Origin of the sequence: Tenggerimyces flavus (genome assembly GCF_016907715.1) — a bacterium.
GTDB lineage: Bacteria > Actinomycetota > Actinomycetes > Propionibacteriales > Actinopolymorphaceae > Tenggerimyces > Tenggerimyces flavus.
Map to the genome: position 1 here is coordinate 2,040,354 of NZ_JAFBCM010000001.1, position 23,925 is coordinate 2,064,278.

The 23,925-nt window shown below is 68.6% G+C and carries 20 protein-coding genes and 1 pseudogene; 10 read left to right on the forward strand and 11 right to left on the reverse strand.

Annotated features, from left to right (window positions below; genetic code table 11):
• Nucleotides 1-50: 50 nt before the first annotated feature.
• The 5 genes from JOD67_RS09435 to JOD67_RS09455 form a co-directional block, all read right to left on the reverse strand.
• Nucleotides 51-644, reverse strand: coding sequence for an SH3 domain-containing protein (locus JOD67_RS09435; RefSeq protein ID WP_205117053.1), 594 nt, complete (start codon nt 642-644; stop codon nt 51-53).
• 145 nt (nt 645-789) lie between these two features.
• A complete protein-coding gene (locus tag JOD67_RS09440; protein ID WP_205117054.1) occupies nt 790-1,398 on the reverse strand; it encodes an SH3 domain-containing protein in 609 nt (202 codons plus the stop codon).
• Nucleotides 1,399-1,540: 142 nt separating this feature from the next.
• Nucleotides 1,541-1,822: an SH3 domain-containing protein gene (locus tag JOD67_RS09445; protein WP_307782731.1), complete on the reverse strand. Its 282-nt coding sequence runs from the start codon at nt 1,820-1,822 to the stop codon at nt 1,541-1,543.
• Nucleotides 1,716-2,126, reverse strand: coding sequence for a hypothetical protein (locus JOD67_RS39970; protein ID WP_239556678.1), 411 nt, complete (start codon nt 2,124-2,126; stop codon nt 1,716-1,718). Before JOD67_RS39970 ends, JOD67_RS09445 begins: the two co-directional genes overlap by 107 nt.
• Nucleotides 2,127-2,296: 170 nt before the next feature.
• A complete protein-coding gene (locus JOD67_RS09455; protein WP_205117057.1) occupies nt 2,297-2,875 on the reverse strand; it encodes an SH3 domain-containing protein in 579 nt (192 codons plus the stop codon).
• Between the two features lie 228 nt (nt 2,876-3,103).
• Here JOD67_RS09455 and JOD67_RS39975 point away from each other — a divergent pair.
• A pseudogene (locus tag JOD67_RS39975) lies at nt 3,104-3,230 on the forward strand (ClpX C4-type zinc finger protein); the annotation flags it as partial.
• Nucleotides 3,231-3,439: 209 nt separating this feature from the next.
• Here JOD67_RS39975 and JOD67_RS09465 read toward each other — a convergent pair.
• Nucleotides 3,440-5,731: a helicase-associated domain-containing protein gene (locus tag JOD67_RS09465; RefSeq protein WP_205117058.1), complete on the reverse strand. Its 2,292-nt coding sequence runs from the start codon at nt 5,729-5,731 to the stop codon at nt 3,440-3,442.
• Nucleotides 5,732-6,109: 378 nt separating this feature from the next.
• Between JOD67_RS09465 and JOD67_RS09470 the strand changes: the two genes are divergently transcribed.
• From JOD67_RS09470 to JOD67_RS09495, 6 genes are all read left to right on the forward strand, one after another.
• On the forward strand, nt 6,110-6,820 hold the full coding sequence (locus tag JOD67_RS09470) for a DedA family protein (RefSeq protein ID WP_205117059.1): 711 nt from the start codon (nt 6,110-6,112) through the stop codon (nt 6,818-6,820).
• Complete coding sequence (locus tag JOD67_RS09475) at nt 6,817-7,887, forward strand: lysylphosphatidylglycerol synthase transmembrane domain-containing protein (RefSeq protein ID WP_205117060.1); 1,071 nt, start codon at nt 6,817-6,819, stop codon at nt 7,885-7,887. Before JOD67_RS09470 ends, JOD67_RS09475 begins: the two co-directional genes overlap by 4 nt.
• Nucleotides 7,888-8,036: 149 nt before the next feature.
• The gene (locus JOD67_RS09480) at nt 8,037-8,543 is read left to right on the forward strand and encodes a type 1 glutamine amidotransferase domain-containing protein (protein ID WP_205117061.1); all 507 of its coding nucleotides are present in this window, start codon (nt 8,037-8,039) and stop codon (nt 8,541-8,543) included.
• 243 nt (nt 8,544-8,786) lie between these two features.
• Nucleotides 8,787-10,217 (forward strand): MmgE/PrpD family protein, encoded by a 1,431-nt coding sequence (locus tag JOD67_RS09485; RefSeq protein WP_205117062.1) that lies wholly within the window; start codon nt 8,787-8,789, stop codon nt 10,215-10,217.
• Nucleotides 10,218-10,315: 98 nt separating this feature from the next.
• Entirely contained in the window at nt 10,316-11,125 is an 810-nt protein-coding gene (locus tag JOD67_RS09490; protein WP_205117063.1) for an META domain-containing protein, read from the forward strand.
• A 50-nt stretch (nt 11,126-11,175) separates the two neighbouring features.
• Nucleotides 11,176-11,988, forward strand: coding sequence for an META domain-containing protein (locus JOD67_RS09495; RefSeq protein ID WP_205117064.1), 813 nt, complete (start codon nt 11,176-11,178; stop codon nt 11,986-11,988).
• A gap of 69 nt (nt 11,989-12,057) precedes the next feature.
• On the opposite strand, the gene JOD67_RS09500 is transcribed toward JOD67_RS09495, so the two are convergent.
• Nucleotides 12,058-15,789, reverse strand: a complete 3,732-nt coding sequence (locus tag JOD67_RS09500) for a S8 family serine peptidase (protein ID WP_205117065.1) — start codon at nt 15,787-15,789, stop codon at nt 12,058-12,060.
• Nucleotides 15,790-15,918: 129 nt separating this feature from the next.
• Between JOD67_RS09500 and JOD67_RS09505 the strand changes: the two genes are divergently transcribed.
• Nucleotides 15,919-16,896, forward strand: a complete 978-nt coding sequence (locus JOD67_RS09505; RefSeq protein WP_205117066.1) for a helix-turn-helix domain-containing protein — start codon at nt 15,919-15,921, stop codon at nt 16,894-16,896.
• A gap of 131 nt (nt 16,897-17,027) precedes the next feature.
• Here JOD67_RS09505 and JOD67_RS09510 read toward each other — a convergent pair whose 3' ends face one another.
• The gene (locus JOD67_RS09510) at nt 17,028-17,393 is read right to left on the reverse strand and encodes a hypothetical protein (protein ID WP_205117067.1); all 366 of its coding nucleotides are present in this window, start codon (nt 17,391-17,393) and stop codon (nt 17,028-17,030) included.
• A gap of 174 nt (nt 17,394-17,567) precedes the next feature.
• Here JOD67_RS09510 and JOD67_RS09515 point away from each other — a divergent pair, with 174 nt between their 5' ends.
• Both JOD67_RS09515 and JOD67_RS09520 read left to right on the forward strand, forming a co-directional pair.
• A complete protein-coding gene (locus JOD67_RS09515) occupies nt 17,568-19,145 on the forward strand; it encodes an alkaline phosphatase D family protein (RefSeq protein WP_307782329.1) in 1,578 nt (525 codons plus the stop codon).
• Between the two features lie 190 nt (nt 19,146-19,335).
• On the forward strand, nt 19,336-20,784 hold the full coding sequence (locus tag JOD67_RS09520; protein WP_307782330.1) for a glycoside hydrolase family 76 protein: 1,449 nt from the start codon (nt 19,336-19,338) through the stop codon (nt 20,782-20,784).
• Here JOD67_RS09520 and JOD67_RS09525 read toward each other — a convergent pair.
• The 3 genes from JOD67_RS09525 to JOD67_RS09535 form a co-directional block, all read right to left on the reverse strand.
• Nucleotides 20,781-21,206 (reverse strand): TIGR03667 family PPOX class F420-dependent oxidoreductase, encoded by a 426-nt coding sequence (locus tag JOD67_RS09525; RefSeq protein WP_205117069.1) that lies wholly within the window; start codon nt 21,204-21,206, stop codon nt 20,781-20,783. The two genes, JOD67_RS09520 and JOD67_RS09525, sit on opposite strands and share 4 nt — an antisense overlap.
• An 829-nt stretch (nt 21,207-22,035) precedes the next feature.
• Complete coding sequence (locus JOD67_RS09530; protein ID WP_205117070.1) at nt 22,036-22,680, reverse strand: response regulator; 645 nt, start codon at nt 22,678-22,680, stop codon at nt 22,036-22,038.
• Complete coding sequence (locus tag JOD67_RS09535) at nt 22,668-23,912, reverse strand: sensor histidine kinase (protein WP_205117071.1); 1,245 nt, start codon at nt 23,910-23,912, stop codon at nt 22,668-22,670. The genes JOD67_RS09530 and JOD67_RS09535 overlap by 13 nt, the downstream gene beginning before the upstream one ends.
• Nucleotides 23,913-23,925 lie beyond the last annotated feature (13 nt).

The following is a 23,925-nucleotide window of genomic DNA, read 5'->3' on the forward strand; positions in this document are numbered from 1 at the left end:
GTCCCTTGGCCATTTCTTTGGCCAAGGGACTTTGCCCGGAACGGGACTGACTACTTGCAGAACTCCGGCACGATGCTGTTGATGTTCTTCGCGTAACGAGCGGGGACCCAGCGGCCGTCGTAGAGCTGGTACCAGCGCGGGTTTCCGCCGACCTTGGTGCCGTTCACCTTGCAGATCGTGTGGAACTCGGCGCCGTACTTGAGAGTGCCGGCGCTCTTCGCCTTGGTGCTCGGCGCGGTGCGCAGGATCACCGAAGGCTTGGCGACGACCTTGCTGTCGGGGAGGCCCAGCTTGCATTCCTGCGGCGCCTTGCCGACGTTCTTGACGTAGCGGGCGGCGACCCAACCGTAAGCGGGCTTGCCACTTCGCTCGAACAGGTACCAACGCCGGTTGCCGTCGACGTTCGGTCCCGTGACCTTGCACTGGATCTCGAACGTCGTGTTCTTCTTGAGGCTGTCGATCTTCTTGGCCGCCGTCGTGGGGTGCGATCGCACATTCACCTGCGCGATGGTCTTCCCCTTGTACGTGGCGTTCACGGCAGACGTCTCGGCGTTCGCCGACGTAGCGACAAAGCCCACCGCGGGAACGGCAATGGCGGTGGCGATCGCGAGCGCGGCCACGCGGAATCGACGGTTCTTCAACATTTCTTGGTCTCCCAGGACCTCGGCTCACCCCCTCTGGTGAGCGCTTCTCTTAGGGAGACGCCTCCTGGGCAGGAAAGGTTGGCCGAAAGGGAAAGTCCCCGGCGGTATTTCGCCGGGGACTTTCGCTGGTGGTTCATGCTGGACTTCAGAGCCAGGGCTCGTCCCAGTACCTCGGTGCCTTGCCGACGTTCTTGACGTAACGGGCCGAGACCCACTTACCGTCGGTGAGCTGATACCAACGTGGGTTGCCGCCCACCTTGGGTCCGTTCAGCTTGCAGAGGACGTGGACCTTCGTGCTGTACTTGAGCTTTCCGGCCAGCTTGGCCTTGTTCGTCGGGCCGCTGCGCAGGTTGACCGAGGGCTTCTTGGTCGTGCTGCCCTTGGCGAAGTACGCGTCCGGGTCACACCACCGGGGCGCCTTGCCGACGTTCGTCACGTAGCGGGCGGAGATCCAACCGCCTTGCAGGTAAGCGAGGCGGTACCAGAGACGGTTGCCGTCGACGGAGATCGTCTTCACCTTGCAGCTGAGGTTGACGACCTCGCCCTTGGTGTAGAAGCCCTCGGTCGCCGACGCTGTCGTGGGGTGGGTGCGGAGCATGAGCTTCTTCGCGATCACCTTCCCCTTGTAGATCGGCGCGGCCTTGGTCTCGTTGTCTGCCTGGGCGACGCCCGCGGCGGTGAGGCCGACGGCCGGGACGGCAACGGCGGTGGCGATGGCGAGTGCGATGGTGCGTACGCGACGATTCTGGAACATGTCGAGCTCCCTGTCCCCCAGGCTCACTTCTGTGGTGAGCGGTGTCATCTACAGAGATGCTCGTTCGCTCGAAAGCGTTGCCTCGAAAGGGGAAAGTCCCCTGGCGAGATTCTCGCCAGGGGACTTTCGATCGCTTGTGTCGCTACTTGTTGCAGTACGGCGGGATGTCACCCACGAGGTTCTTGACGTAGCGGGCGGCGACGAAGCGGCCGTCCTCGAGCTGGTACCAACGCGGGTTGCCGCCGACCTCCTGGCCGTTCACCTTGCAGATGATCTCGACCGTCTTGCCGTACGCGAGCTTCCCGACCAGCTTGGTGCTACTGCCCGGCCCCTGACGCAGGTTGACCGACGGCTTCTTCGTGGTCGTGCCCTGGTACCACCAGCGACCGCCGCACCACTCCGGCGTCTTGCCCAGGTTCTTCACCCAGCGGGGCCGGAACGCTGCCGCCGCCATTCAGCGCGTACCAACGGCGGTTGCCGTCCACGGGAACGGCGTCGACCTTGCACGCGATGCTGAGGACGTTCCCCTTGCGTACCGTCCCGATGTTCTTTCCATGCGTCGTCGAGTGGCTCCGAACGGTCAGCGTCTTGGCGATCACCTCGCCCGGGTACTTGGCCTCGCCGCCACCTGCTTGCGCGCTGGTGGTGGCGATCATGCTGACCGCGGGAACGGCGATGGCGGTCGCGATCGCGAGTGCGGCGACCTTGAAACGACGGTGCTCGAACATTTCTGTGGGCTCCTGATCCCCCCGGCTCACTCCCTGCGGTGAGCACTTCGCCTGTTGAGACGCACCGCCCTGAAGAAAGGTTGGACGGAGTTTCCCGCTGTGCACGAAGGGGTAGAAAGCACGAGTCCCTCGACCATGGACTGGTCGAGGGACTCGGGGTTTCGCTTTGTCTACTTGCAGAATTCCGGCACCAGGCCGTTGAGGTTCTTGATGTAGCGGGCGGTGACCCAACGGCCGTCGTAGAGCTGGTACCACCGTTCGTTGCCGTCGACCTCGTCGCCGTTGACCTTGCAGATGGCGTTGAGCTTGGCGCCGTACTTGAGGCTGCCGGCGGCCTTCGCCTCGAGGCTCGGCGCGGTGCGGAGCTTGACCGAAGGCTTGGCCGTGACCTGACCGTCGGCGGGGCCGAGGGTGCAGTAGTGCGGCACCTTGCCGACGTTCTCGATGTAGCGGGCGGCGGCGTAGCGCCAGGTGTTCTTGCCGGTCTGGATGCGGTACCAGAACCGGTTGCCGTCGACGTCCGGCCCTTGGATCTTGCAGGCGATGGTGACCTTGGTGTCCTTCTTCCAGGTGCCCGTCAACCTGGCCGCGGGTGTCGGGAACGAGCGAACGTTCAACGACGCGGTCGTCACACCCTTGTACACCTCGGCGTTCGCCGGCGTGGCGATGGCGACGAGGCTGATGACCGGAACTGCGAGTGCCGTGGCGACGGCCGCGGCGGTGGCACGCATGCGAGTGCTTACGCGCATCGGGACCCCTCCCCCAGAAGAGAAGTGACGCTTCGTGCGTCACACCCATAGAGATGCGGCCGCGCCCGAATCCGTTGCCCGCGCCGGCGTCACGTTTCCGCAACGGGCTGAGTTGACGCGCCGCCCTGTCAGGGCTAACCTGACGGGACGTCAGGGCAACCCTGACGGAACCCGGTGAACGAGGAGGCGGCAGTGACCGAGACGAAGACCGAGAAGAAGCCGAGCTACCTGCAGTGCTCGTTCTGCGGCAAACACCAGGACCAGGTGCAGAAGCTCGTCGCCGGCCCGGGGGTGTTCATCTGTGGCGAGTGCATCGTGCTCGCCGAGGGGATCATCGCCGAAGAGCTGGGCAGTGAGCCGTTGCCGTCCATCGACGACAAGACCGACGAGGAGCTGCTCGACAGCATGGTCCGCCTCGACACGTCGCGGAGGCAGGTCGACCGTGTCGTCGACCAGCACGTCAAGACGCTCAGGGGGCGCGGCGTCACGTGGACGCGGATCGGCGAGGCGTTCGGTATCAGCCGGCAGAGCGCCTGGGAACGCTTCTCCGGCGAGGAGTAGGCCTCAGTCCACCGGTGCCGCACCGGTGATCCGGTGCAGGGCGAACGTTCGAGGCGACCCGGCGGCATGGTCGAAGGCCGTCAGCTGCCCGCCGTCGATCCGCACCGGGTCCACGATCCGGTCCGAAGCCCCGCCGTGCTGGTCCACGTACCCCATCCACACCGAGAATCCGCCAGCCACCGCGGCCTTCAACACCTCCACAGCCTCCGTCGAGGCCGTACGAGGCATCCGCCCGATCACCGCCCCCTCGGGCCGCGCCGACCGGGCCCTGTCCCCAGCGCGCAACGCACGCACAGCGGCGACGAAGACGGCGGGATCCGGCGGGGTGACGCCGGTACGAGGCCGCCGCTCCGGAGCACGCCCCGAACGAGGCGCCGACAGCAACAACGCACCGTCCGGCGTCTCCGGCACCGGCGCATAGCCCAACGCCCGCAGGTCGTCCACCACGACCTTCACCGGCTGCTGCGAGATGAGAACGGTCGGCGCCAGTCGCCGGAGTCGCAGCGGCGCCGTTCGCCTGTCGGCCACCAACGTCGACAGCAACGTCTCGTCATCGCACCGCAGGTAGCAAGAAGCCGTACCCACCCGCAGATGCCCGTGCCGCCGCGCCACGTCGTCGATGAGGTAGGTCAACGGCTGCGGCACGGGCGTCGTCGAGTGCAGCGCCAACAGCTCGTGCAGGTCCGAGGCCGACCGCCCCGTGTCCAACGCCCGCCGCACCGACTCGGGCGTGAACCGGTAGACAGTCGCCCCGCCATGCGACTCCGCGTCGGCGAGTTCTGCCAACGAGCGTGCGAGATCCGGCCGCAACGGCCCCGGCGCGACCGCCGTCAGGTCGGCCTGCAGGAGCACGTGGTCGACCGGCTCGGGCAGCAACGGAGCCAGGGCGCGAGCCACATCGCCAGCAGCGGCCAGCGCGCGGCCATGAGCGCTCAACGACGACAATCCCGTCACACCGAGCAGAGCAGCCTCGGCCAACGTCCAGCGGACGAGGTCCTCCACGAACGGGTTCGTCCGCCGCGGCCGCCGCCACCGCACCGCCGCGAGCACCGTCTCCGGCGTCAACCCCGTCCCCGGCGTGGCAGAAGCCAACGTGTCAAGTACGAGTTGACGCAGCTCCGGCGCTACCTTCCGATCCAGCTCCGGCGATAACACCGAGCGCAGCCGATCGCGTTCGTCCCGGCTTCCCGCCAGCGCCGCCACCCGCGTCGACCCGAACCAGGCCGCGGCCAGAACGGCCCACCGCCGCGAAGGATCCTGCACCAACCACGCGTCGTACGCGGGAGTCGGCAGCCACGTCTCGTCCTCCGTCGGCCCGACCAGCCCCGCCGCGTACGCGCACTCGAGCAGCAGCGCCGCCTCGGTCTCCTCGGCGCCGATCCGCGAAGCGGCCCGCCGCAGGTCGCGAACGCCCAGCCCGCCGGCCTTCAACACCGCGGGCGGCGCGGCACCCCAGTCGTCCAACAGCGCCTCGACCCGGCGGACCACCTCGAGCGTCGTCCCGGCGGCCGTACGGGAGATCAGAGCTGGATCCCGCGTCGTTCCCTCGAGCGGCGGCGGCACCAGCTCCGCGGCCGGTGAGATCTGCCCGCCCCGCAGATGCAGCGCGACCTCGCGCGGCAGGATCACCGTTCGCCCGTCGATCGCCGCCAGCAGCCCGCGGGCGAGCAGCGCCTCGACCGGGTTGCGTGCGGTCTCGACCGTGAGCTCGCGATCGGCCCGCGCGAGCTCGGCGACCGGAGGGCCGACGGCCATCCGTTCGGCGATCTGCCGCGCCTCCGGCCCAGCCTCGTCGAGCAGTCCTTCGATCACGGCGCCATCGGCCAGCTTCTCTGCCAACGCGAGCCGTGCCGGCCCGGCCGAAGCGAGCGCGACCGCGGCGGGCGGCCCGAGCCCGGCCGGGTACGGCCCGAAGATCTCCGCCAACACCGGCGGCACCGCCAGGTCGGAGTCCGGCCCGTACGCCAGGGCGAGCGAACGCAACGACGCGAGCAACGCCCGTACCTGCACTCCCGTCGTCCCCATCAGCGCGTCGAGCGACGCGACCGAGGTGGGCTCTCGCCGCCCGGTGAGCAGGACCAGCGCGAGCACGGCGGTCAGCGCACGCCGGTCCAGCCGGTCGAGAACGCGCACCACCGAGCTGCGCGTGACAGCACGCGCCGCGACCTGGTCGAGGTCGGGCGGCAACGGCGTCACCAGGTCCGGGCGGGCCTGGAACACGGCCACGAGCTCCTCGTCGGAGAGCGCGCGCAACGTGTCGGCCAGGCTGGCCGGCCGCGGTGGGGAGGGAGGCATCCCCTCAACGGTAGAGCGCCCGGTCGACCGCTACCGCACGTGGTCGCGAGACGACCCGATCCGTCTTGCCAAGAAGGCGGACCGCGACTACCTTGAGACGAACCGGCTCGTCTCGCCACTCAGCAAGCTCACAGGGCAGTTCTGGTACCAAGCAACTGACACCAGCGGGCCAGGGCGACAGGGGAAGGGCGGGCCGGCAAGGGGAATGCGGACTACTCCGCAATCTGTAATAGTGTGCCAAGCGCAACTGGAGGACCCCGGCGCGCCCCTGAGGGCGCTCCAGGGTCGCTCTGGGCAGTTCCCGGATGTGCCGGGACGTCCAGCCTCGGCAGGGTTGGTACCAGCGCGAAACAGGGCACCAGAGGAGAAGGAGGGGGCATGCCGATCTCCGGCACGCTGACCGAGATCCACGCGACACTGCTCGGGCTCTCGCCTGTGCTGGTCGCCCTGCTCGCCTGCCTCGCTGTGTCGATCGAGACCTCGTTGTTCATCGGCCTGCTGATCCCCGGGGACCTGATGCTGCTGGTCGCAGGCACCACCGCGACCACGCCCGCGAGGCTCGTCAGCCTCGTCGCGGCGGGCATCGTGGGCTCGCTGATCGGCGAGGCCGTCGGGTACTGGGTCGGCCACAAGTACGGCCACCGGATCCGGCGCAGCAGGCTCGGCCGCAAGGTCGGGGAGCCGCTCTGGCGGCGCACCGAAGCCTTCATGAACCGCTTCGGACCGCGCGCCATCGTGCTCGCCAGATTTATGCCGGGTATCCATGCGCTGGTCCCAGTCGTTACAGGATCCGTGCGCTATCCGTTCCGCCGCTTCATCAGGTGGGCGTTCGTCGCGGCGGTCGGCTGGTCGATCGTCTATGTCGGCGTGGGCGCGCTGGCCGGTTCGCAGTTGCACCGGGTCCAGGGATCCCTCGGGCTGATCGGATACGTCGTACTCGCGGGGATCGCGTTGGTGGTCCTCGGTAAGAAGCTGGCAAACAAGTGGGCGCCGACGGATTTTCCTGCGACCATGCCGGGTTCGGAAGGGATAGAGATGAAAGCGCAGCCGGTGCTGGCGGCGCAGAGCCCGATGGGGGGAGACCGGTGACCACGCTGTCGCAGTACACGCCGGTCGAACGTGCCCAGGCCGCGAACGCCAAGCCGGCCACCATCGAGCGCGAGCGCACCCAGGAAGCGCCCGAAGCGCCCGTCGTCGCAGCGCCCGAGCAGGAACGTTCGGTCAAGTTCGGCTGGAAGCTCCAGCACCTGCTGCTGCTCGTGGTCGCGGTCGGCGCGGTGAGCGTGCTCGCGTACCTGAACAGGCACCTGATCGACCTGAACGTGTGGAAGAGCCAGCTGCACTGGGGCTGGGCGCTGCTCGCCCTGGTCGGCTCGGCGCTCACGCTGTTCGGCAACGCCTGGAACCTGATCGGCGCCAGCCCGGTCAAGCTGCGCTTCTGGCCCACGACCGGCGCCCAGACCGCGGGGACACTCGCCCGGCTGATCTCGCCGGCGGCGGTCGGTGCGGCCGCGGTAAACGTCCAGTACCTCCGCAAGGCCGGCGTCGGCAACGTCGCCTCGGTCGGCGTCGTCTCGGTGGCGCAGTCGGTGCAGCTCGTGATGGGCCTGATCCTGCTGCCGCCGATCGCGATCCTGGCTGGTCAGGACCTGTTCGAGCTCGGCGGGCTGGGCGGTCCGATCGCGATGATCGTTGGCGGCGCGGTCGTCGTGCTCGCCCTGGCCGGTGCGATCGTGCTTCGCCGTTCGCCGGTACTGCAGGCGCGCGTCAAGGTGTTCTGGAACGAGCTCACCCGCTCGATCCGCGCGATGGCGAAGAACCCGCGCAAGGCGGCACTGTCCGTGGCCGGCTCCATCGTCATCACGGTCGGCCTGGTCGGCGCGCTGTGGTCCTCAGTGCACGCGTTCGGCGGCGAGCTCCCGCTGCTCGGTGCCGCGTGTGTGCTGCTGATCGGAAGCACGGCCGGCAACGCGATCCCGATCCCGGGCGGACTGGGAACGGTCGACGCCGCGCTCGTCGCGACGCTCGGCGCGGCCGGTGTCTCCCTCGGTGTCGCGATCCCGGCCGTCGGTCTGTTCCGGCTCGCGACGCTGTGGCTGCAGCTGCCGGTGGGCCTGTACTGCCTCACCACCCTCCGGCGGCGGGGCCAGCTGTAGTCACGGACTTGGCGCGCCGACCCTGAACCGGCTTCAGGGTCGGCTGCGCCCAAAGATGACGGTCCGAGAGACCTCTGGGGTCTTGCGTACCTGCCCGGTTCGGGGGTAGGGCGACGAGTGTCGACAACCCGGACCCGAGGAGGACGACGATGGCGAAGGTCGCCTTCATCATGGACAACATCTTCGAGGACAGCGAGTTCCAGGTCCCGTACGACAAGATGCGCGAGGCCGGGCACGAGGCCGTGATCGTCGGCATGGAAGCCGGCAAGGAGCTCACCGGCAAGAACGGCACCAAGGCCTCGGTCGACCAGGGCTCGAGCGAGGTCTCCGCGGACGAGTTCGACGCGATCGTCGTTCCCGGCGGCTATTCCCCGGACAAGGTACGGACGGACGAGAAGCTCGTCGCGCTCACCCGAGCGGTGCACGAGGCGAACAAGCCGATCGCTGCGATCTGCCACGCGGGCTGGATGCTCGTCGAGGCGGACATCGTGCGCGGTCGGACCGTGACCTCGTTCAAGTCGATCAAGACCGACCTGAAGAACGCCGGCGCGACCTGGGTCGACGAGGAGGTCGTCGAGGACGGCAACCTGATCACGTCCCGGACGCCTGCCGACCTGCCCGCGTTCGTCTCCGCACTCCTGAATCAGCTGAAGTAGCCCCCGTTTCACCAGCCGGCCCGGTCGCGGTGCGACCGGGCCGGCTGATCTTTGTCCTGATTCGGGCGTGATCGTCCGCCGCACTTGCGCTCACAGGCGAAGAATTCTTACTCTGTTCACAATGCAGCAAGGCTTCCCGCATATCGGGAACGCCACGCGCAGGGGAATGTGCTCGCGTCGGTGCGCCAACAAGCGCACGATGGGTAGTGGACTCAGCATCAAAGGCGAGTTGAGGACAGAGAAATGACCCGCAACGCAGCAGGAGCAACAGCAGGATCGGCCGTCCCCCACCTGGTCGTCGTACCAGGAGCGGGAGCGAGGTCGGGTATCAACGCGACCCGACGCCTGGCCGACTTCGTGTCCCACCTCGACGCCGTCAGTACGCCGCACGCCGTCGTCCACCAGGCCAAGCGCACCCTGCTCGACTGGGCCGGCGTCGCGCTGGCTGGCAGCCGGACCGAGGCGGCGCGGATCGCGTACGACGTGGGCCTCTCCCTCGCCGGACCCGGCGACAGCCCTGTGGTCGGCCGCGCTGGCGAGCTGACCCGACCGTTCGCCGCCCTAGCCAACGGGGTGGCGTCGCACGCGTTGGACTACGACGACACGTTCGACCCCGACCGGACCGCGGTGCACGGCAGCGCGCCGGTGTGGCCGGCAGTGCTCGCGACCGGACACGCGCGATCGCTGGCCGGAATCGAGACACTGCTCGCGTTCGTCGCCGGGTTCGAGGTCGAGATCCGAGTCGCGCTCGCGGCCGGCGTTCTGCACGACGCGCTCGGCTGGCACGCCACCGGAACGGTCGGGCACCTCGGTGCCGCGGCTGCCACCGCGCGGGCGCTCGGGCTCGACACCGCCGGCGTCGTGGCGGCGCTCGGCAGCGCGGGCACGCAGGCGTCCGGCCTGAAGGCCGTCTACGGAACGATGGGCAAGGCGCTGCACCCCGGCAAGGCCGCGATGGACGGGCTGCTGGCGGCGCACCTCGCCGAGCACGGCTACACCTCGTCGGAGGACATTCTCGAAGCGCATCGAGGCTTCCTCGACGTTCTCGCGCACGGTGCCGACCCCTCGCGGGTGATCACCGAGCTCGGGTCGCGGTGGCTGCTGCTCGAGGACGGCTTCAAGGCGTACGCGTGCGGCACGCTGACGCACCCCGTGATCGACGCGCTGCTGCAGCTGCGGCGCCGGTACGAGATCAGCTCGGACGACGTCGAGCGCGTCGACATCAAGGCGCACGACTACGTGATCTCGACGACCGGCAACGCCCGGCCGAAGAACGGGCTCGAGGGCCGGTTCAGCATCAACCACTGCGTCGCGGTCGCCCTGCTCGACGGTGCTGCGAGACTGTCGCAGTTCACCGACGAGCGCGTGGCTGCCGCCGATGTGGCGTTGGTCCGGGACCGCGTTTCGGTAACGGTGGAACCGGGTTGGGACAAGGACTCCGCCCTTGTCAAGCTGAGGTTGCGCGACGGCCGGGTGCTGCTCCAGGTCGCCGACTACAACCGCGGAACGCCGGACAACCCGATGAGCGACGACGAGCTGACGGAGAAGTTCCTCGATCTCGCGTCGGGCGTGCTCTCACCGTCCCGCGCACGCGACGTAGCGGCGCTGGTGTGGCGGTTCGAGCAGCTCGCGGACGTACGAGAGTTCACCCACGCGCTGCGCGGAGACGCGTAGCCGACGAACGCGCGTTCGTGGTCGTAGGTCGCCCCGGGCCACGAACGCGTCTGGCGGGGACCGGGCAACCTCTTGCCCGGTCCCGCCGTCCTAGGTACATGAAGACGCACATTCTGCTCGTCGCAGCCGTGGCCGCGATCGCGAGTGCCTGCGGCGCGAACGCCGTGGTCACCTCGCCGCCAGCTACGGACCCCGCCGCCGACCTGCACGGGAAGACCTTCCTGTCCACGAAGGTGACGGTCGGCGGGAAGAATCACGCGCTCGTCGAAGGCACCCGGATCTCGTTGTCGTTCGAGAAGACCAAGCTGTCGGCTCTCGCCGGCTGCAACGGGGTGGGCGGTGACGTCAAGCTCGGGAACGGTGTCATCGACCTGACGCCCGGACCGTCGACGCTGATGGCCTGCGCGCCGGAGCTGATGAAGCAGAGCGAATGGTTCGCCAAGCTCCTGACGTCCAAGCCGGCTTGGAAGTTCGACGACGGCACGCTCACGATCACCGCGGACCAGACCGTTCTCACGTTCCTGGACAAGAAGCAGGCGATGCCGGACATCGGCCTCGCGGACTCGCGGTGGACCCTCGAGTCGATCATCACCGGCGACACCGCGTCGTCGTCGGCCGGAGCGTCGAAGGCGTACCTGGAGTTCCGCGACGGCAAGGTGAGCGGCTTCGACGGGTGCAACCAGCTCGGCGGTCCGGCGAAGGTCGCCGACGGCAAGGTCGTGCTCGGCCAAATCACGAGCACGCTCAAGGCCTGCGCGGACGGTGCGGAGGTCGGAACGGCGTTCGGCAAGGTCATCACGCAAGGGACCCTGACCGTGGTGATCGACGCCGACCGCGCCACGCTGACCACGGAGGATGGCAAGAACGGGCTGGTGCTGCGCGGCTCGTACGGTCGGCCGGCGCGCTAACGGGGGTCGGGGCCGGGCAACCTCCAGCCCGGCCCTACCGTCCTAGGGATATGAGAATCGGACTGCTCGCACTCGCGCTCGGTGTCGTGACGCTGGCGGCCTCCGCCTGCGGAGACCAGACTGCTCAGACCACGCCCGGCGGCTCCGGTTCGGACGACTCCCAACTGGAGGGTCGTACGTTCCTGTCGTCGTCGGTGATGTCGAACGGCAAGCCGTATCCGCTGGTCAGCGGCACTCAGATCTCGTTGTGGTTCCCCGAGGACGGACGGCTGGTGGCGAACGCTGGCTGCAACACGATCGGCGGGGAGAAGGTCCAGCTGTCGGACGGGAAGCTCTCGGCGTCCGGGCTCGGGATGACCGAGATGGGCTGCGACGCTCCGCGGCACAAGCAGGACGAGTGGCTCGTCGGCGTTCTCGAGGCCGGGCCGACGTGGAAGCTGAACGAGGCCACGTTGACGTTGACGTCCGGCGAGACCGTGCTCACGTTGGTGGACAAGAAGGTCGCCCAGCCGGACCTGCCGATCGAGGGCACGAAGTGGGCTGTCAGCACGATCTACACCGGCGACGTGGCGTCGAACACCGCGGGGATGGACAAGGCCTTCCTGGTCTTCGCCGACGGCAAGGTCACCGGCTCGACCGGCTGCAACCGGCTGAACGGGACCGCGACGATCTCCGGCTCGGAGATCACGTTCGGGCCGATCGCGACGACGAAGATGGGTTGCGCCGATCCGCTCATGCAGGTCGAGAAGTCGGTGCTTCTCGCGCTGGAGGGCACGGTGCCGTTCAGCATCGACTCGAGCGCGCTGACGCTCAACCACCCGAAGGGTGCGAACGGGCTCGGCCTCACCGGCACCGCCCAGTAGGCCACCGGGTTTCTCATGAAGGGCACCTTCATTCGAACCTATTGAATGAAGGTGCCCTTCATTCAATCGCTAGCGGACTCCGTAAGCCCGCTTGACGATCTGCTCCACGGCGTTGCCCTTGCTGTCGGTCGCCGCGACCTTCAGCGTCACGTACCCACCCTTGGCGATGCGGTTGTCGACCGAGGCGATCCAGCCCTTGCCGTCCTTGCTTACGGGCACGGAGACGAACGTCTCGCCGTCGTCCTTCGACGCCCACGCCTGCACGGATCGCAGCGGTCCCGGCGCGTAGTCCGGCTGTCCCGCGAACGTCAGCCTCACCGGGTACGAGGCCACCGCTGGCGTCAGGTTGAACGCGTCGACGTCCACGTCGTAGTCCGGCAGCAGCAACGGCAGCGCGGCGAGCTTCTCGCCGCCCGGATTGCCGGACGTGAACGAGAACTTCGTCCGCGTCGCGAGCGACAACCGCCAGTTCGGGTACGTCTCGGAGCCGGCGAAGTAGCGCTCGGTCAGCAGGTCGAGCTCGTACCGCCCCGGCGTCGCGGGCACCGGCACCTGACCGAAGGCCACCGGCGACCAGCCGATCTCCTTGCCGTCCCGGTACAGATGGAAGCCGCCGACGTCACCGAACCCTGCCGGCCAGCCGAAGTGGTCGGGCTCGGCGTCCTGCCAGTTCGGGAACTCGAAGCCCATCAGGTTGGCCTGCCGCTCGGCCACATGCAGCTTCTGGCCGTACGCGTCCTGGCGGATCCCGGTCTGCATCGGGTGCTTGTACCAGGTCGTCTCGTCCTTCTGCCCGGGTCGGTACGAGCGCACGCGGTCCTGCATGATCGCGCCCCAGTTGGGATTCGCGTCGGCGAACTGCTTCCACTCGGTGTCGCCCGGCGAGTAGTACGACGTCCGCTGCTGCGGCACCCGGACGAAGTTGCCGACGCCGGGGTAGAACGTCGAGAGCGGATCCCACGGACGGAACGCGGCCACGAAGTCGGCATAGCCGTTCGCCTTCAGGCGCGGGGCAAACCACGTCTCGTCCATCCGGCCGAGGTCGCTCGTACGCACGCGATGCTGCTGCGACCACTCCGCTCGTTCGCGGTCGAAGAACGCCAGGTTGTAGACGTACGGGCTGTCGGCGACCGCTGTCCAGCTCAGGTTGACAGCGCCGGCGGCGAGCTGCTTGCGCAGCATCGCCGCGTCGGCCGGGTTCAGCGTCAGACCGGGAGCCTGCTTGATCTCCTCGATCCCGGAGTTCCAGCGCCTACCGGCGCTCCAGGTCCACCGTCCGGGCGCGTCCCGGCTGACGAGAACACCGACGGCACCGGCCTCGGCCGCGTCGGCGAGCAGGGCGTTCATGCGTTCGCGATCGGCGTCCGACGGGTCGGGAACGTGCACGAGCGCGAGCTTTCCGCGTACACCCGCGTTGGCGAAGTCGTCCGGCGTGCCGCCCTTGGCGTCGACGAGCGGCGCCGTCTTCTTGCCATCGAACAGGTCGTCCCCGCGCATGATCTCGGGCGAGATCGCCGGCCCGCCGGCGACCCGCATCGCCAACGAGGGCGCCAACATCCGCAGGTACTTGCCGAGCTCGAAGTGCCCACGCCTGGCCCGCTGCCGGTCCGGGACCGCGAAGTACTCGTCGATGTACTCCGTGCCGATGTAGCTGCCGCTGATCGCCCAGCCCTTGTCCCAGCGGCCGTACGCCAGGCTCGCGCCCTGTTGCTCGAGTGCTCGGTCCGCGTCAACGGTGACTTGACGACCCTGGCGGGCGTCCAGCACAACGGTCTGATCGCGGTCGATCCGGATCTCCGGCGCGCCGGCGTAGGTGACCGAGTGGATCATGGTGCCGTCCGGATCGGTCGTTGGGATCATCGACGCGATCGCGTACGAACCCGCACGGACGCGGAAGGTTTGGTCCTCCGAGGAGTACGCCCGCCACCCCGAGAGGTTGTCGAGTCCGAAGACGTCGAGGAAGCCCATCCCCTCCGCGGGCTGCCCTCCGTTCCGGTCGATCCGCTTGACGGTGAGGTCGACGGTCTTCGGCTCGAGCCAGAACGCCACCGGCGTCGTGACCGTCGAGCCATCCGAACCGCGAGCGATCAGGCGGCCGCCGAACTTGCCGTACGCCCTCGCGCTGACGGGAATCCGTGGGTTGATCGTGACGGGGACGCTCGCAGAGCCGTTCGCGGGCACTGTCAACCACGGCTTGCCGAGGCTCGCCATGCCCTGCCGTGCTGGGCGATCGTCGTTTCCTGTCATCGAGAGCGAGAGCCGCAGCTGGACCGGCTTGCTCCCGAAGTTGCGGTACGTGACGTTCTTCGTTGCCGGCTTGGTCGAGGTGTGCGGCCAGCTGAACGCAGCGACGTCGACCGAGCCGGGTCCGTACACCGTCGCCTTGATCGCGCGGGACACGTCCACGATGCCCGCGCCCTGCTGGAACGGCAGTCCGCCCGGTCCGGGCTGGGCCGTCGAGATCAGCATCGCCTTGAGCTGTTGGGCATTGAGCTCCGGCCGGCGGGCCGCGAGGATCGCGGCGGCGCCCGCGACGTGCGGGCTGGCCATCGACGTGCCGCTCATCGGCGCGTACGGGATGTCGCCGTAGCTGTCGTAGTTGGCGGCCATGATGCCGACGCCGGGCGCGGCGATCTCCGGCTTGAGGACGTGGCTTCCGGGCGCTGGTCCCTTGGCGGAGAAGTCCGCCGTACGACCGTCCCGGTCGACCGCGCCGACGGTGAGAACGCCCGGAACGCAGCCCGGTGAGGTGATCCCCTCGTCGACGTAGGTGTTGCCCGCGGCGACGACGAAGAGCGTTTTGCCCTGTGCCGCAAGGAGCTTCGTCGTCTCTGAGAGCGGGTCGCTGCAGTCGCTGGGGTCGCGCGTGCCGAGGCTCATGTTGACGACGTCGGCCTGCTGGGCGATCGCCCACTCCATGCCTGCTGCGATCCAGGACTCCTGGCCGCCGCCGTAGGAGAGCACCCGACCGATCAGGAGCTCCGCGCCGGGCGCTACCCCCTTGCGCCCGGCACGGCCGCTCCCGCCAACGATCGAGGCGACATGGGTGCCATGACCGTCCTCGTCGTGAGTGTTCGGTTGGTCGGTGAAGTTCTTGCTCGCCGTCACGCGGCCGACCAGGTCCGCGTGCTTCTCGTCGTAGCCGCCGTCCAGGACCGCCACGCGGGCGCCCTTGCCGGTGTAGCCGGCGGCCCAGGCCTTCGTCGCACCGATCTGCTTGGTGCTGCGGTCCAGGCTGCCTCGGACCTTGCCGTCCAGCCACAGCTTGCCGATCGCCGCGTCGCGGTTGCGGGGCTTGCTGAACTCCTGCCAGAACTCCGTCGCGCTCTTCTTGTCGACAGTCAGCACTGCCGCGCCGATCGTCGTCAAGGTCGCGGTCCGCCGCGCGGCACGGGGAGTCGTGCCGGGGTCGGTGGCGATCAGCGGGATGCGCGGAGTGGTGCGGTCGTCGTACCCCTGCTCGATCAGGCCGGTGACGTTGAACAAACGTTCGTCAAGCCGGCCTTTCGCGAGCAGCGGGGCGGCGGAGGCGGGAACGACGTAGACGTCGTCCTTGAACCGGCGGGTGAGGTAGCCACCGGGGTCGGGATGGGCGGAGACGACCACGGTGGACTTGCGTCCGTCGGGATCGGTGCTGACCGCCACCCGGTCGCCGGTCACCAACGTGACGGTGGTGGCGACGGGGGCGTTCGCTCCGATGAGGGCGGGGGTCTTGGCCGGGGCTCCGGCGGCGGCGGATGGCACAACGGTCGCCACGGAGAGCAGCAGGACCGAGGCGACCGCCGATGTCACGGCACGCATGGAAGTCACCCTCACAGATGCGTACGGTGCATGGATACGTCCGGTGTGGGTCGGTTATGCGACATGGCCGATACTCGTCAGACAGGTTTCGACTCTGTGACCAGCTCGTTCTGACCGGGAGGTGGGGGCTTGTTCGAGGCGCTCGGCCTCGACGCCGACGAGGAGCGGGTCTATCTCGCGCTCGTTCCGGTACCCGGCGCGACGGCTTCGGAACTTTCGGTGGAGCTGGGCTTGTCGGTCGGGGACGCCGAGCGGCTGCTGAAGCGGATCGAGTCGCACGGGTTGGCGGCACGTTCCGGAACGAGCGGCCGCTACGTCGCGGCACCACCGACGGTGGCGCTCGGGGCCTTGCTGACGCTGGCGCGGGACTCGCTGTGGCGGGCCGAGCAGGGGACGGCGGCGCTGTCCGAGCAGTACCGGGCGGCCTCGGCGGCTCGTACGGTCGGCGATCTGGTCGAGGTGGTGAGCGGGCCGGACGCCGTACGGCACCGGTTCACCCAGCTGCAGCAGGCGGCGGAGTCGGAGCTGCTGGCGTTCGTGACCGCGCCGACTCGGCTGGTGCACTGGTCGGACAACCCCGCCGAGCGCGAAGCCGCGCGGCGTGGGGTGCGGATGCGGCTGATCGTCGAGCGGGAGCTGCTCGAGGAGCCGGGCGCGATGGACGACGCCGAGCGGTCGATGGCGGCCGGCGAGGAGATCCGGATCGCGGAGTCGCTGCCGATCAAGCTCGTGCTGGCCGACCGCACGATGGCCTTGGTGCCGCTGCGCCCGAACGCCGCCGAGGGTGCGGTGGTGGTGCACACGAGCATGCTGCTGGACGCGTTGGTGGCTCTGTTCGACGCCTGCTGGGAGCGGGCCATCCCGCTGCGGTTCCGTTCTTCTTCGGGTTCGCCCGGCTCGTCCGATGACGAGGCGTCGTTGGTGACGGACATGGACGTGAAGATTCTGTCGCTGCTGCTGACCGGGATGACCGACGAAGCCGTGGCGAAGCAGCTGGACCTCTCGGCCCGCACCATCCAGCGCCGCATCCGCCAGCTGATGGACCTCGCCGGCGCCCGCACCCGCCTGCAGCTCGGCTGGCACGCCTCCCGCGCCGGCTGGCTTTGAGTGCCCCGGCCCTGTGCATTCTCGGTTGCCGAACCAGACGATTGGCGCGAGAATGACTCTGCGCGGTGCACTAGCGCCGTGAAGTGAGCCCGGCAGCCTTCCGGACGGTGGGTGAGCCGGGTTTCGCGCGTCTACGGAGCTGTCAGCCGATCGACTCGCGTGCCCGCGGGCAGCGCCTTGCGCCAGTGCCCGCCGCGCGTCCAGCACCAGGCGAGGGTGTCCGGAATCGCAAGCAAGCACTCCTCGCGAGCTCGTTGATGGACGTACTCGACCTGATCGGCTTGCACCGCTCTCAGCCGGTCGTACAACGTGTGCCGGTCGCTCGTCATCAACGAGTCGTCCTCGCGCTCCTTGCAGAAATGCAGGCGTCGCTGTCCTGGGAGGATCAAGGAGCTGATGGATCTCCGCGCCGCCGCGAGATCGCGCGGCGAGATCAGTGCAGCCGCCATCACGTAGCGGGTCCGCACGGACTCGTCGACGAAGGCATGCACGGTCATGTGGTTCGACGATATGGCGAGGGCGGAGCGATGCTGACGTTGTCCACAGCTCGATCCGACTCGGTTCTAGCTCCGGCCAGGTTCGGTCAGTTCTCCCACGTCCCACGTCTACGTCGCCCATCGTTCACTAGGACCAGGTCGGATCGGGTGCGGCGATCCTCGGGAGGGACTGTGGTGGAGCGACACGAGCACGGCATCGGGCGGCGACGACTGCTCGGGCTCGGCGGGGTCAGCGGGGCGGCGATCCTGCTCGGCACCGGTCTGTACGGCGTCGGCCGCGCCACCGATGCGCTGGCGGTCGGCCCGTACCCGTTCCAGCTCGGCGTCGCATCAGGCGACCCGCTCCCCGACAGCGTGGTGCTCTGGACCCGCCTCGCCCCCGAGCCGCTCGCCGAGGACGGGCTCGGCGGGATGCCGCAGCGCGCTGTCGCCGTTCGGTACGAGGTCGCGCGCGACGAACGGTTCCGCGACGTCGTACGCCGCGGCCAGGCCGCCGCGACGCCGGAGCTCGCGCACTCCGTGCACGTCGACGTCCAAGGGCTCCAGCCGGGCCGCGAGTACTTCTACCGCTTCCGCGCCGGCCGCGAGCTCAGCCCGGTCGGCCGGACGAAGACCGCGCCGGCGCCGGGTGCGGCGACGCGGGAGATGACGTTCGCGTTCACCTCCTGCCAGCACTTCGAGGAGGGCTACTTCTCGGCGTACCGCCACCTGCTGGCCGACGACCCGGACCTCGTCGCGCACTGCGGCGACTACATCTACGAGTCGCCGTCCGGCCTCGCCGTCCAGCCGCGCAAGCACGTGGTCCGCGAGCCGTTCGACCTGCGCGAGTACCGGCTGCGGTACGCCCAGTACCGCACCGACGCCGACCTCGCCGAGGCGCACCGGCTGCTGCCGTGGATCTTCACCTACGACGACCACGAGGTCGACAACAACTGGGCGGGCGACATCTCCGAGCACTACCCGACGGTCGGCAAGGAGGAGTTCCTGCGCCGCCGCGCCGCCGCCTTCCAGGCGTACTACGAGCATCTCCCGCTCCGCCCCGACCGCGCGCCGCACGGTCCGGACATCGCGATCCACCGGCGGTTCCGGTACGGCGACCTCGCGACATTCCACGTTCTCGACGGCCGGCAGTTCCGCGACCCGCAGCTCCCGTGCACCGACCCGATGGCCTGCCCGGACCGTCTCGCGCCGGCGCGGACGTTGCTCGGACCGGAGCAGGAGGCCTGGTTGAAGAGCGGGCTCCGCTCGTCGGCGACGCGGTGGGACGTGCTGGTGCAGCAGGTTCCGTTCACCCAGCTGGACGAGGCCGCCGGGCCAGGGTTCCAGTACGGGAAGGACAACTGGAACTACTTCCCGGCCGCCCGCCAGCGCATCGTCGACGAGCTCGTCGCGCGTCCGGACCTGAACGCGATCGTGATCGGCGGCGAGATCCACCGGCACCTCGCCGCCGACATCAAGGCGACCTGGGACGACCCAGCGGCGCCGCCGGTCGCGTCGGAGTTCGTCGCGACGTCGGTCGCCTCGGGCGGGAACGGCAACGCCGGGAGCACCTGGGTGACGCGGATCCTCGCCGAGAACCCGCACATCAAGTACGCATGGGAGCAGCGCGGGTACGTGCGGGCGCGAATCTCCCAGCAGGAGTGGCGTACCGACCTGCGCGTCGTCCCCGTCGTGACCACTCCATCTGGCGACGCGGTGACGGGTGCGTCGTTCGTCGTCGAGGCGGGTAAGCGCGGGCTACAAGTGGTCTAGTCGCAGTCCGGCTCGTCGAAGAAGCCCCAAAGGAGCGACCGAACCCGCCTGACAGACGGTGGCGTGCGGCGAAACTGAGCGTGCCGGGGCTGCGATCATGTGACTAGCGTTTACAGCGATGCAAGCCAGCGGCTAGCGTCGAGCACCGACTCGTCTTCGGCAGAACGGGGTGCCCACGATGTTGCGACGCGTGCTCTTCGCTGGAGTGGTGACCGGGGCGTTGGTGATCACGCCGTACGCTTCGGCGATGGCCTCCTCCGACCAGCAGGCGACCGCCGCGCAACCGCTTGCCGATGTGTGCAACCTCCACTGTGACCGTCGTGATCCCGCGGTCGCGCAGGGCGATCGGGTCGCCGCACAGGCGACGGTGTTCAGCCGGCAGCTCGTGCTGCACGTGTCCGACGCGGACAACATGGCGTGGGCGAGCATCGACAACGGCGACCCCGGCGACGAGGTGTGGCTGGACCGTTCGTGGGACGGCGGGCGTACGTGGTCCGACGGGAGCAAGCTCGGCGCCACGACGATCCCGACCGGGCGGCGAGGATGGCGGACGTTGATGTACAACGTCGACGACCCGTCCGGACGCCAGGTCGGCGCGCTGCGCGCGTGCGGCAAGGCGGGGAACCGGGCCGACATCGCCTGCACGACGTGGCATCGTTCGACGATCAACGCGAGCAACCGGCTGGACGCCGGAGCGACGGCGTTGATGATGGACTACAACGTCTCGAACGGCTTGTGGCGGACGACCGGGTGGTGGAACTCGGCGAATGCCCTTACGGCGTTGCTGGATTACAGCAAGCAGACCGGGTCGACGACTTATCGGTACGCGATCGCCAACACGTTCGACAAGAACCGCGGCAACAACTTCACCAACGAGTACATGGATGACACCGGTTGGTGGGGTCTCGCGTGGGTGCGTGCGTACGACCTGACGGGTGAGCAACGCTACCTTGACATGGCGAAGATCGACGCCGACTACATGTGGTCGCACAAGGACTCGCACTGCGGCGGTGGCGTGTGGTGGCGGGACGACCACAACTACAAGAACGCGGTGACGAACGAGCTTTTCATCAAGCTGGCAGCGTCATTACACAACCGCCTACCGGGCGACACGGTGTATCTGTCACGGGCGAACGAGATCTGGTCGTGGTTCAAGGCTTCGGGGATGATCAACTCGTCTCAGTTGGTGAATGACGGCTTGGACAACTCGACCTGCCGGAACAACGGGCAGGAGACGTGGACGTACAACCAGGGGATCATCCTTGGTGCGTTGGCCGAACTGCATCGCGCGACCGGTGACAACGCGCTGTTGACACAGGCCCGCACGATCGCCGACGCGACGGTGGCGAGCACGCGGCTCTCTCCTGGCGGGGTGCTGCGGGAGCCGTGCGAGGCTGGTGACTGTGGCGGGGACGGGCCGTCGTTCAAGGGCGTGTTCGCGCGGAACCTGGGCGAGCTGAACCGTTATGTGTCGGGGAATCCGTACGGGACGTACCTGGACCGGCAAGCCGACTCGATGTTCGCGAACAACCGGACATCGCTGAACCAGTACGGCCTGCGCTGGGCTGGCCCGTTCGACAAAACCGACGGCGCCCGTCAGCACAGCGCGCTGGATGCGCTGACGGCGGCCGACGGCTAGATGTGCAGCTTGTCCGGGGTGAGGACGATCGCCGCGGAGAAGAGCTTGCCGAACTGCTCGGGCGTGTCGAAGAGGGCGCCGATGCGCTCGGTGTACTTGGCCAGGTAGGCGTCCTGCTCGTGAGCAGGCGGCACGTCGTGAACCTGGGCCGCGGTGCCCTCGATGCGCACGATGTTGCGGCCGATGTCGGTGACGTCGAGCGTGAAGCTCACCCTCGGATTGGCCTCGAGGTTGCTCAGCTTCTGCTTGCTCGGGCGGCTGTAGATGAGGATGGTCTCGTCGTCGCGAAGCAGGAACCAGAGCGGGACGCTGACCGGCTGCCCATCGGGACGGACGGTGGTGAGCCAAGCCATCAGGTTGTGCCTGAGCCGATCTTCGACCCGCCGCCGATCAGCCGGCTCGAGCTGTTGCGTGAGCTTCATGCTCGCATGAACATCGGATCGGCCGCGACTTCTTCCACAGTCGGCGATTTCGGGAAGTTCTCCACAGATCTGGCTGGCGCTGCCCGCTCACCCCGCGGAAGCCGGATGCTGGGGTCAGTCGCATTTTCAGCGGCAGGCCTCGGGTCGCTCCAGCCAGCCGCCGGCTCGGCCCTGCCCGGAAGGCAGTCTGGTCGCCCGATGCGAGCCCGGTGGGTACAGGTGGGGGACAGGCCTCTCGCCCGGCGGAGCGACTGTTGGGGACAGCCCGCCCCTGGCGGGCGGCGGGCCGGCGATTGTACGGCTGAGTCTAGGGGGGAGCGGAGGGTTAGCGCGAGCGTCAAGGTGAGATTGACAGCGTGATCTCGAGAGGCTCGGGGTGAGTTGTCAAGGTCGACTTGCCAACGTGGGCTGGCGATGTGGGGCGGGTCCGGATCGGCCAACGGGCTTGAGTGTTGGCATCTGGAGGCGTGGTAGCGAGTGGCTTCGGCGAGGGGTCCGACAGGTGGAGGAACCGGCACGAGGGTCTGCTGGAGGTGATCCGCTGGGAGGTTTCGAATGAGGGCGTCCCTGTAGCGATCTATTCGATAGAGGGACGCTCTGATTCGAAACGTGGCGGGGTCTGGTTGGGTCGGGGGCACCTTGGTCCGAACCTATGGGACCAGGGTGCCCCCGACCCATGCGGACCAGGCGCGTTTCAGAGGCCCCAAGGGGATGGGCCGGCCGCCATCCTCGGGCCATCCCGCATCGTGACTTTGCCCACCGAAGGGGCGTTCGCGGACCCCACGAGCACCCTCCGAACGCCCCTTTGATGGGCAAGGCGGTTCGGTGGTCAGGCGTTGAGATAGCGCAGCACGGCGAGGACGCGGCGGTGGCCGGAGTCGTCGGGGTGGAGGTCGAGCTTGGTGAAGATGTTGCGGATGTGCTTGCTCACCGCCGTCTCCGTCACCACCAGTTGTGCGGCGATGGCCGAGTTCCCCTGCCCCTCCGCCATCAGGGACAGCACCTCCCGCTCGCGGGGCGTCAACGTACGCAGCGGGTCGGAGGCTCGGCGACGCACCATCAGCTGCGACACCACCTCAGGATCCATCACCGTCCCGCCGTCCACCACGCGCCGCAACGCGTCGAGGAACTTCTCGACCTTCCCCACCCGCTCCTTCAGCAGATACCCCACCGCCCCCGCACCACTGGCCAGGAGCTCCGACGCGTACCGGTCCTCGACGTAAGCCGACAGCACCAGGATCGGCAGGCCCGGATGCAGCGACCGCGCCTCGATCGCGGCGCGCAACCCCTCGTCCCGGAACGAAGGCGGCATCCGTACGTCGACGATCGCCGCGTCCGGCCGATCCGCGGAGACGGCCGCGAGGAAGTCCAAAGGGTTGTCGACCGAAGCCACCACCTCGATGCCTTCGCTCGCCAACAGCAGCTTCAGGCCCTCGCGCAGCAGCGCGTAATCCTCCGCGATCACGACCCGCATGGCAGCTCCACCGTCAACGTCGTCGGTCCACCCGAGGGCGAGACTAGCGAGAACGAGCCGTCGAACGCCTCCACACGACGGCGAATTCCGGCCAGCCCCGACCCCGCCGACTCCACCGCACCACCGTGCCCATCGTCCAAAACCGTGATCAGCATCCCCACGTCCGAGCTGTCCAACCGCACCGAAGCCTGCGAAGCGCCGCTGTGCTTGGCCACGTTCGTCAACGCCTCCGCGATCACGAAGTACGCGGCCGACTCCACCGCAGCCGGTGCCCGCGGGACCAGGCTCTCCTCGAGCGTGCACGGGATCGGGCAGCGTGCCACCAGCGCCGCGGCGGCTCCGTCCAACCCGCGCTCGGTCAGGATCGGCGGGTAGATGCTCCGCACCACCCCGCGCAGTTCCGCCAACGCGTCCGTCGCCGCGTCCTGCGCGCGCAGCACCATCGGCAACGCGTTCTCCGGGTCGCGGCGCAGCGCGCGTTCGGCGATGCCGAGCTGCATGACGACCGCGACGATCCGGTTCTGCGTACCGTCGTGCAGGTCGCGTTCGATCCGCCGCAGCTCGTTCCCGTGCGCCTCCAACGCCGCCGCCCGGGTCGCGGTCAGCTCCGCGACCCGCGCCGACAGCTGGGCTCCCTTCGCCGGCGACAGGAGGAGTTTCGCCAAGCGGGCGTGCCAATTCGCCAGCTTGGGAACGAGCACCAGAGCGAGAGCCAGGTACGCGAGCCCGATCGGGACCATCGCCAACGCGCGCGGCCACGAGGTGATCGGGAAGAACGAGTCCGCCGGCTCGTTCGCCGGAAGCGCCCACCAGTAGAACGGGAGCGTCAGCGAGTTCAGCGCCCCGAGCAGCAGCCCGATGCCGACGATCGACATCGCGAGCCCGACGGACAGGTGCGCGCCGATCCAGCCGAGGTCGCGTCGCGTCGCCGGATCGGCCAGGATCGTCCCCGCCCGCGTGACCAGCGATCCCTCCACCGGCCGGTACGCCTCGTTGATCGGGGTCCCGAGGTACCTGCCCCATTTCACCCGGTCGCGCCGCATCAGCCGACGTACGAGACCCATCACCGCCGGAAGCCCCAGCACGCCGAATCCCACGAACGAGGTCAGCAGGACGAACAGCGTGACCACGAACACGAACATGTAGCCGAACCCGCTGACGATCGAGCTCGCCAGGTAGCCGAGGGCGCGCAGCCACTCGCGGCGCGGCACGACCCATCGACGAAGATCCACACGCCCATTCTCC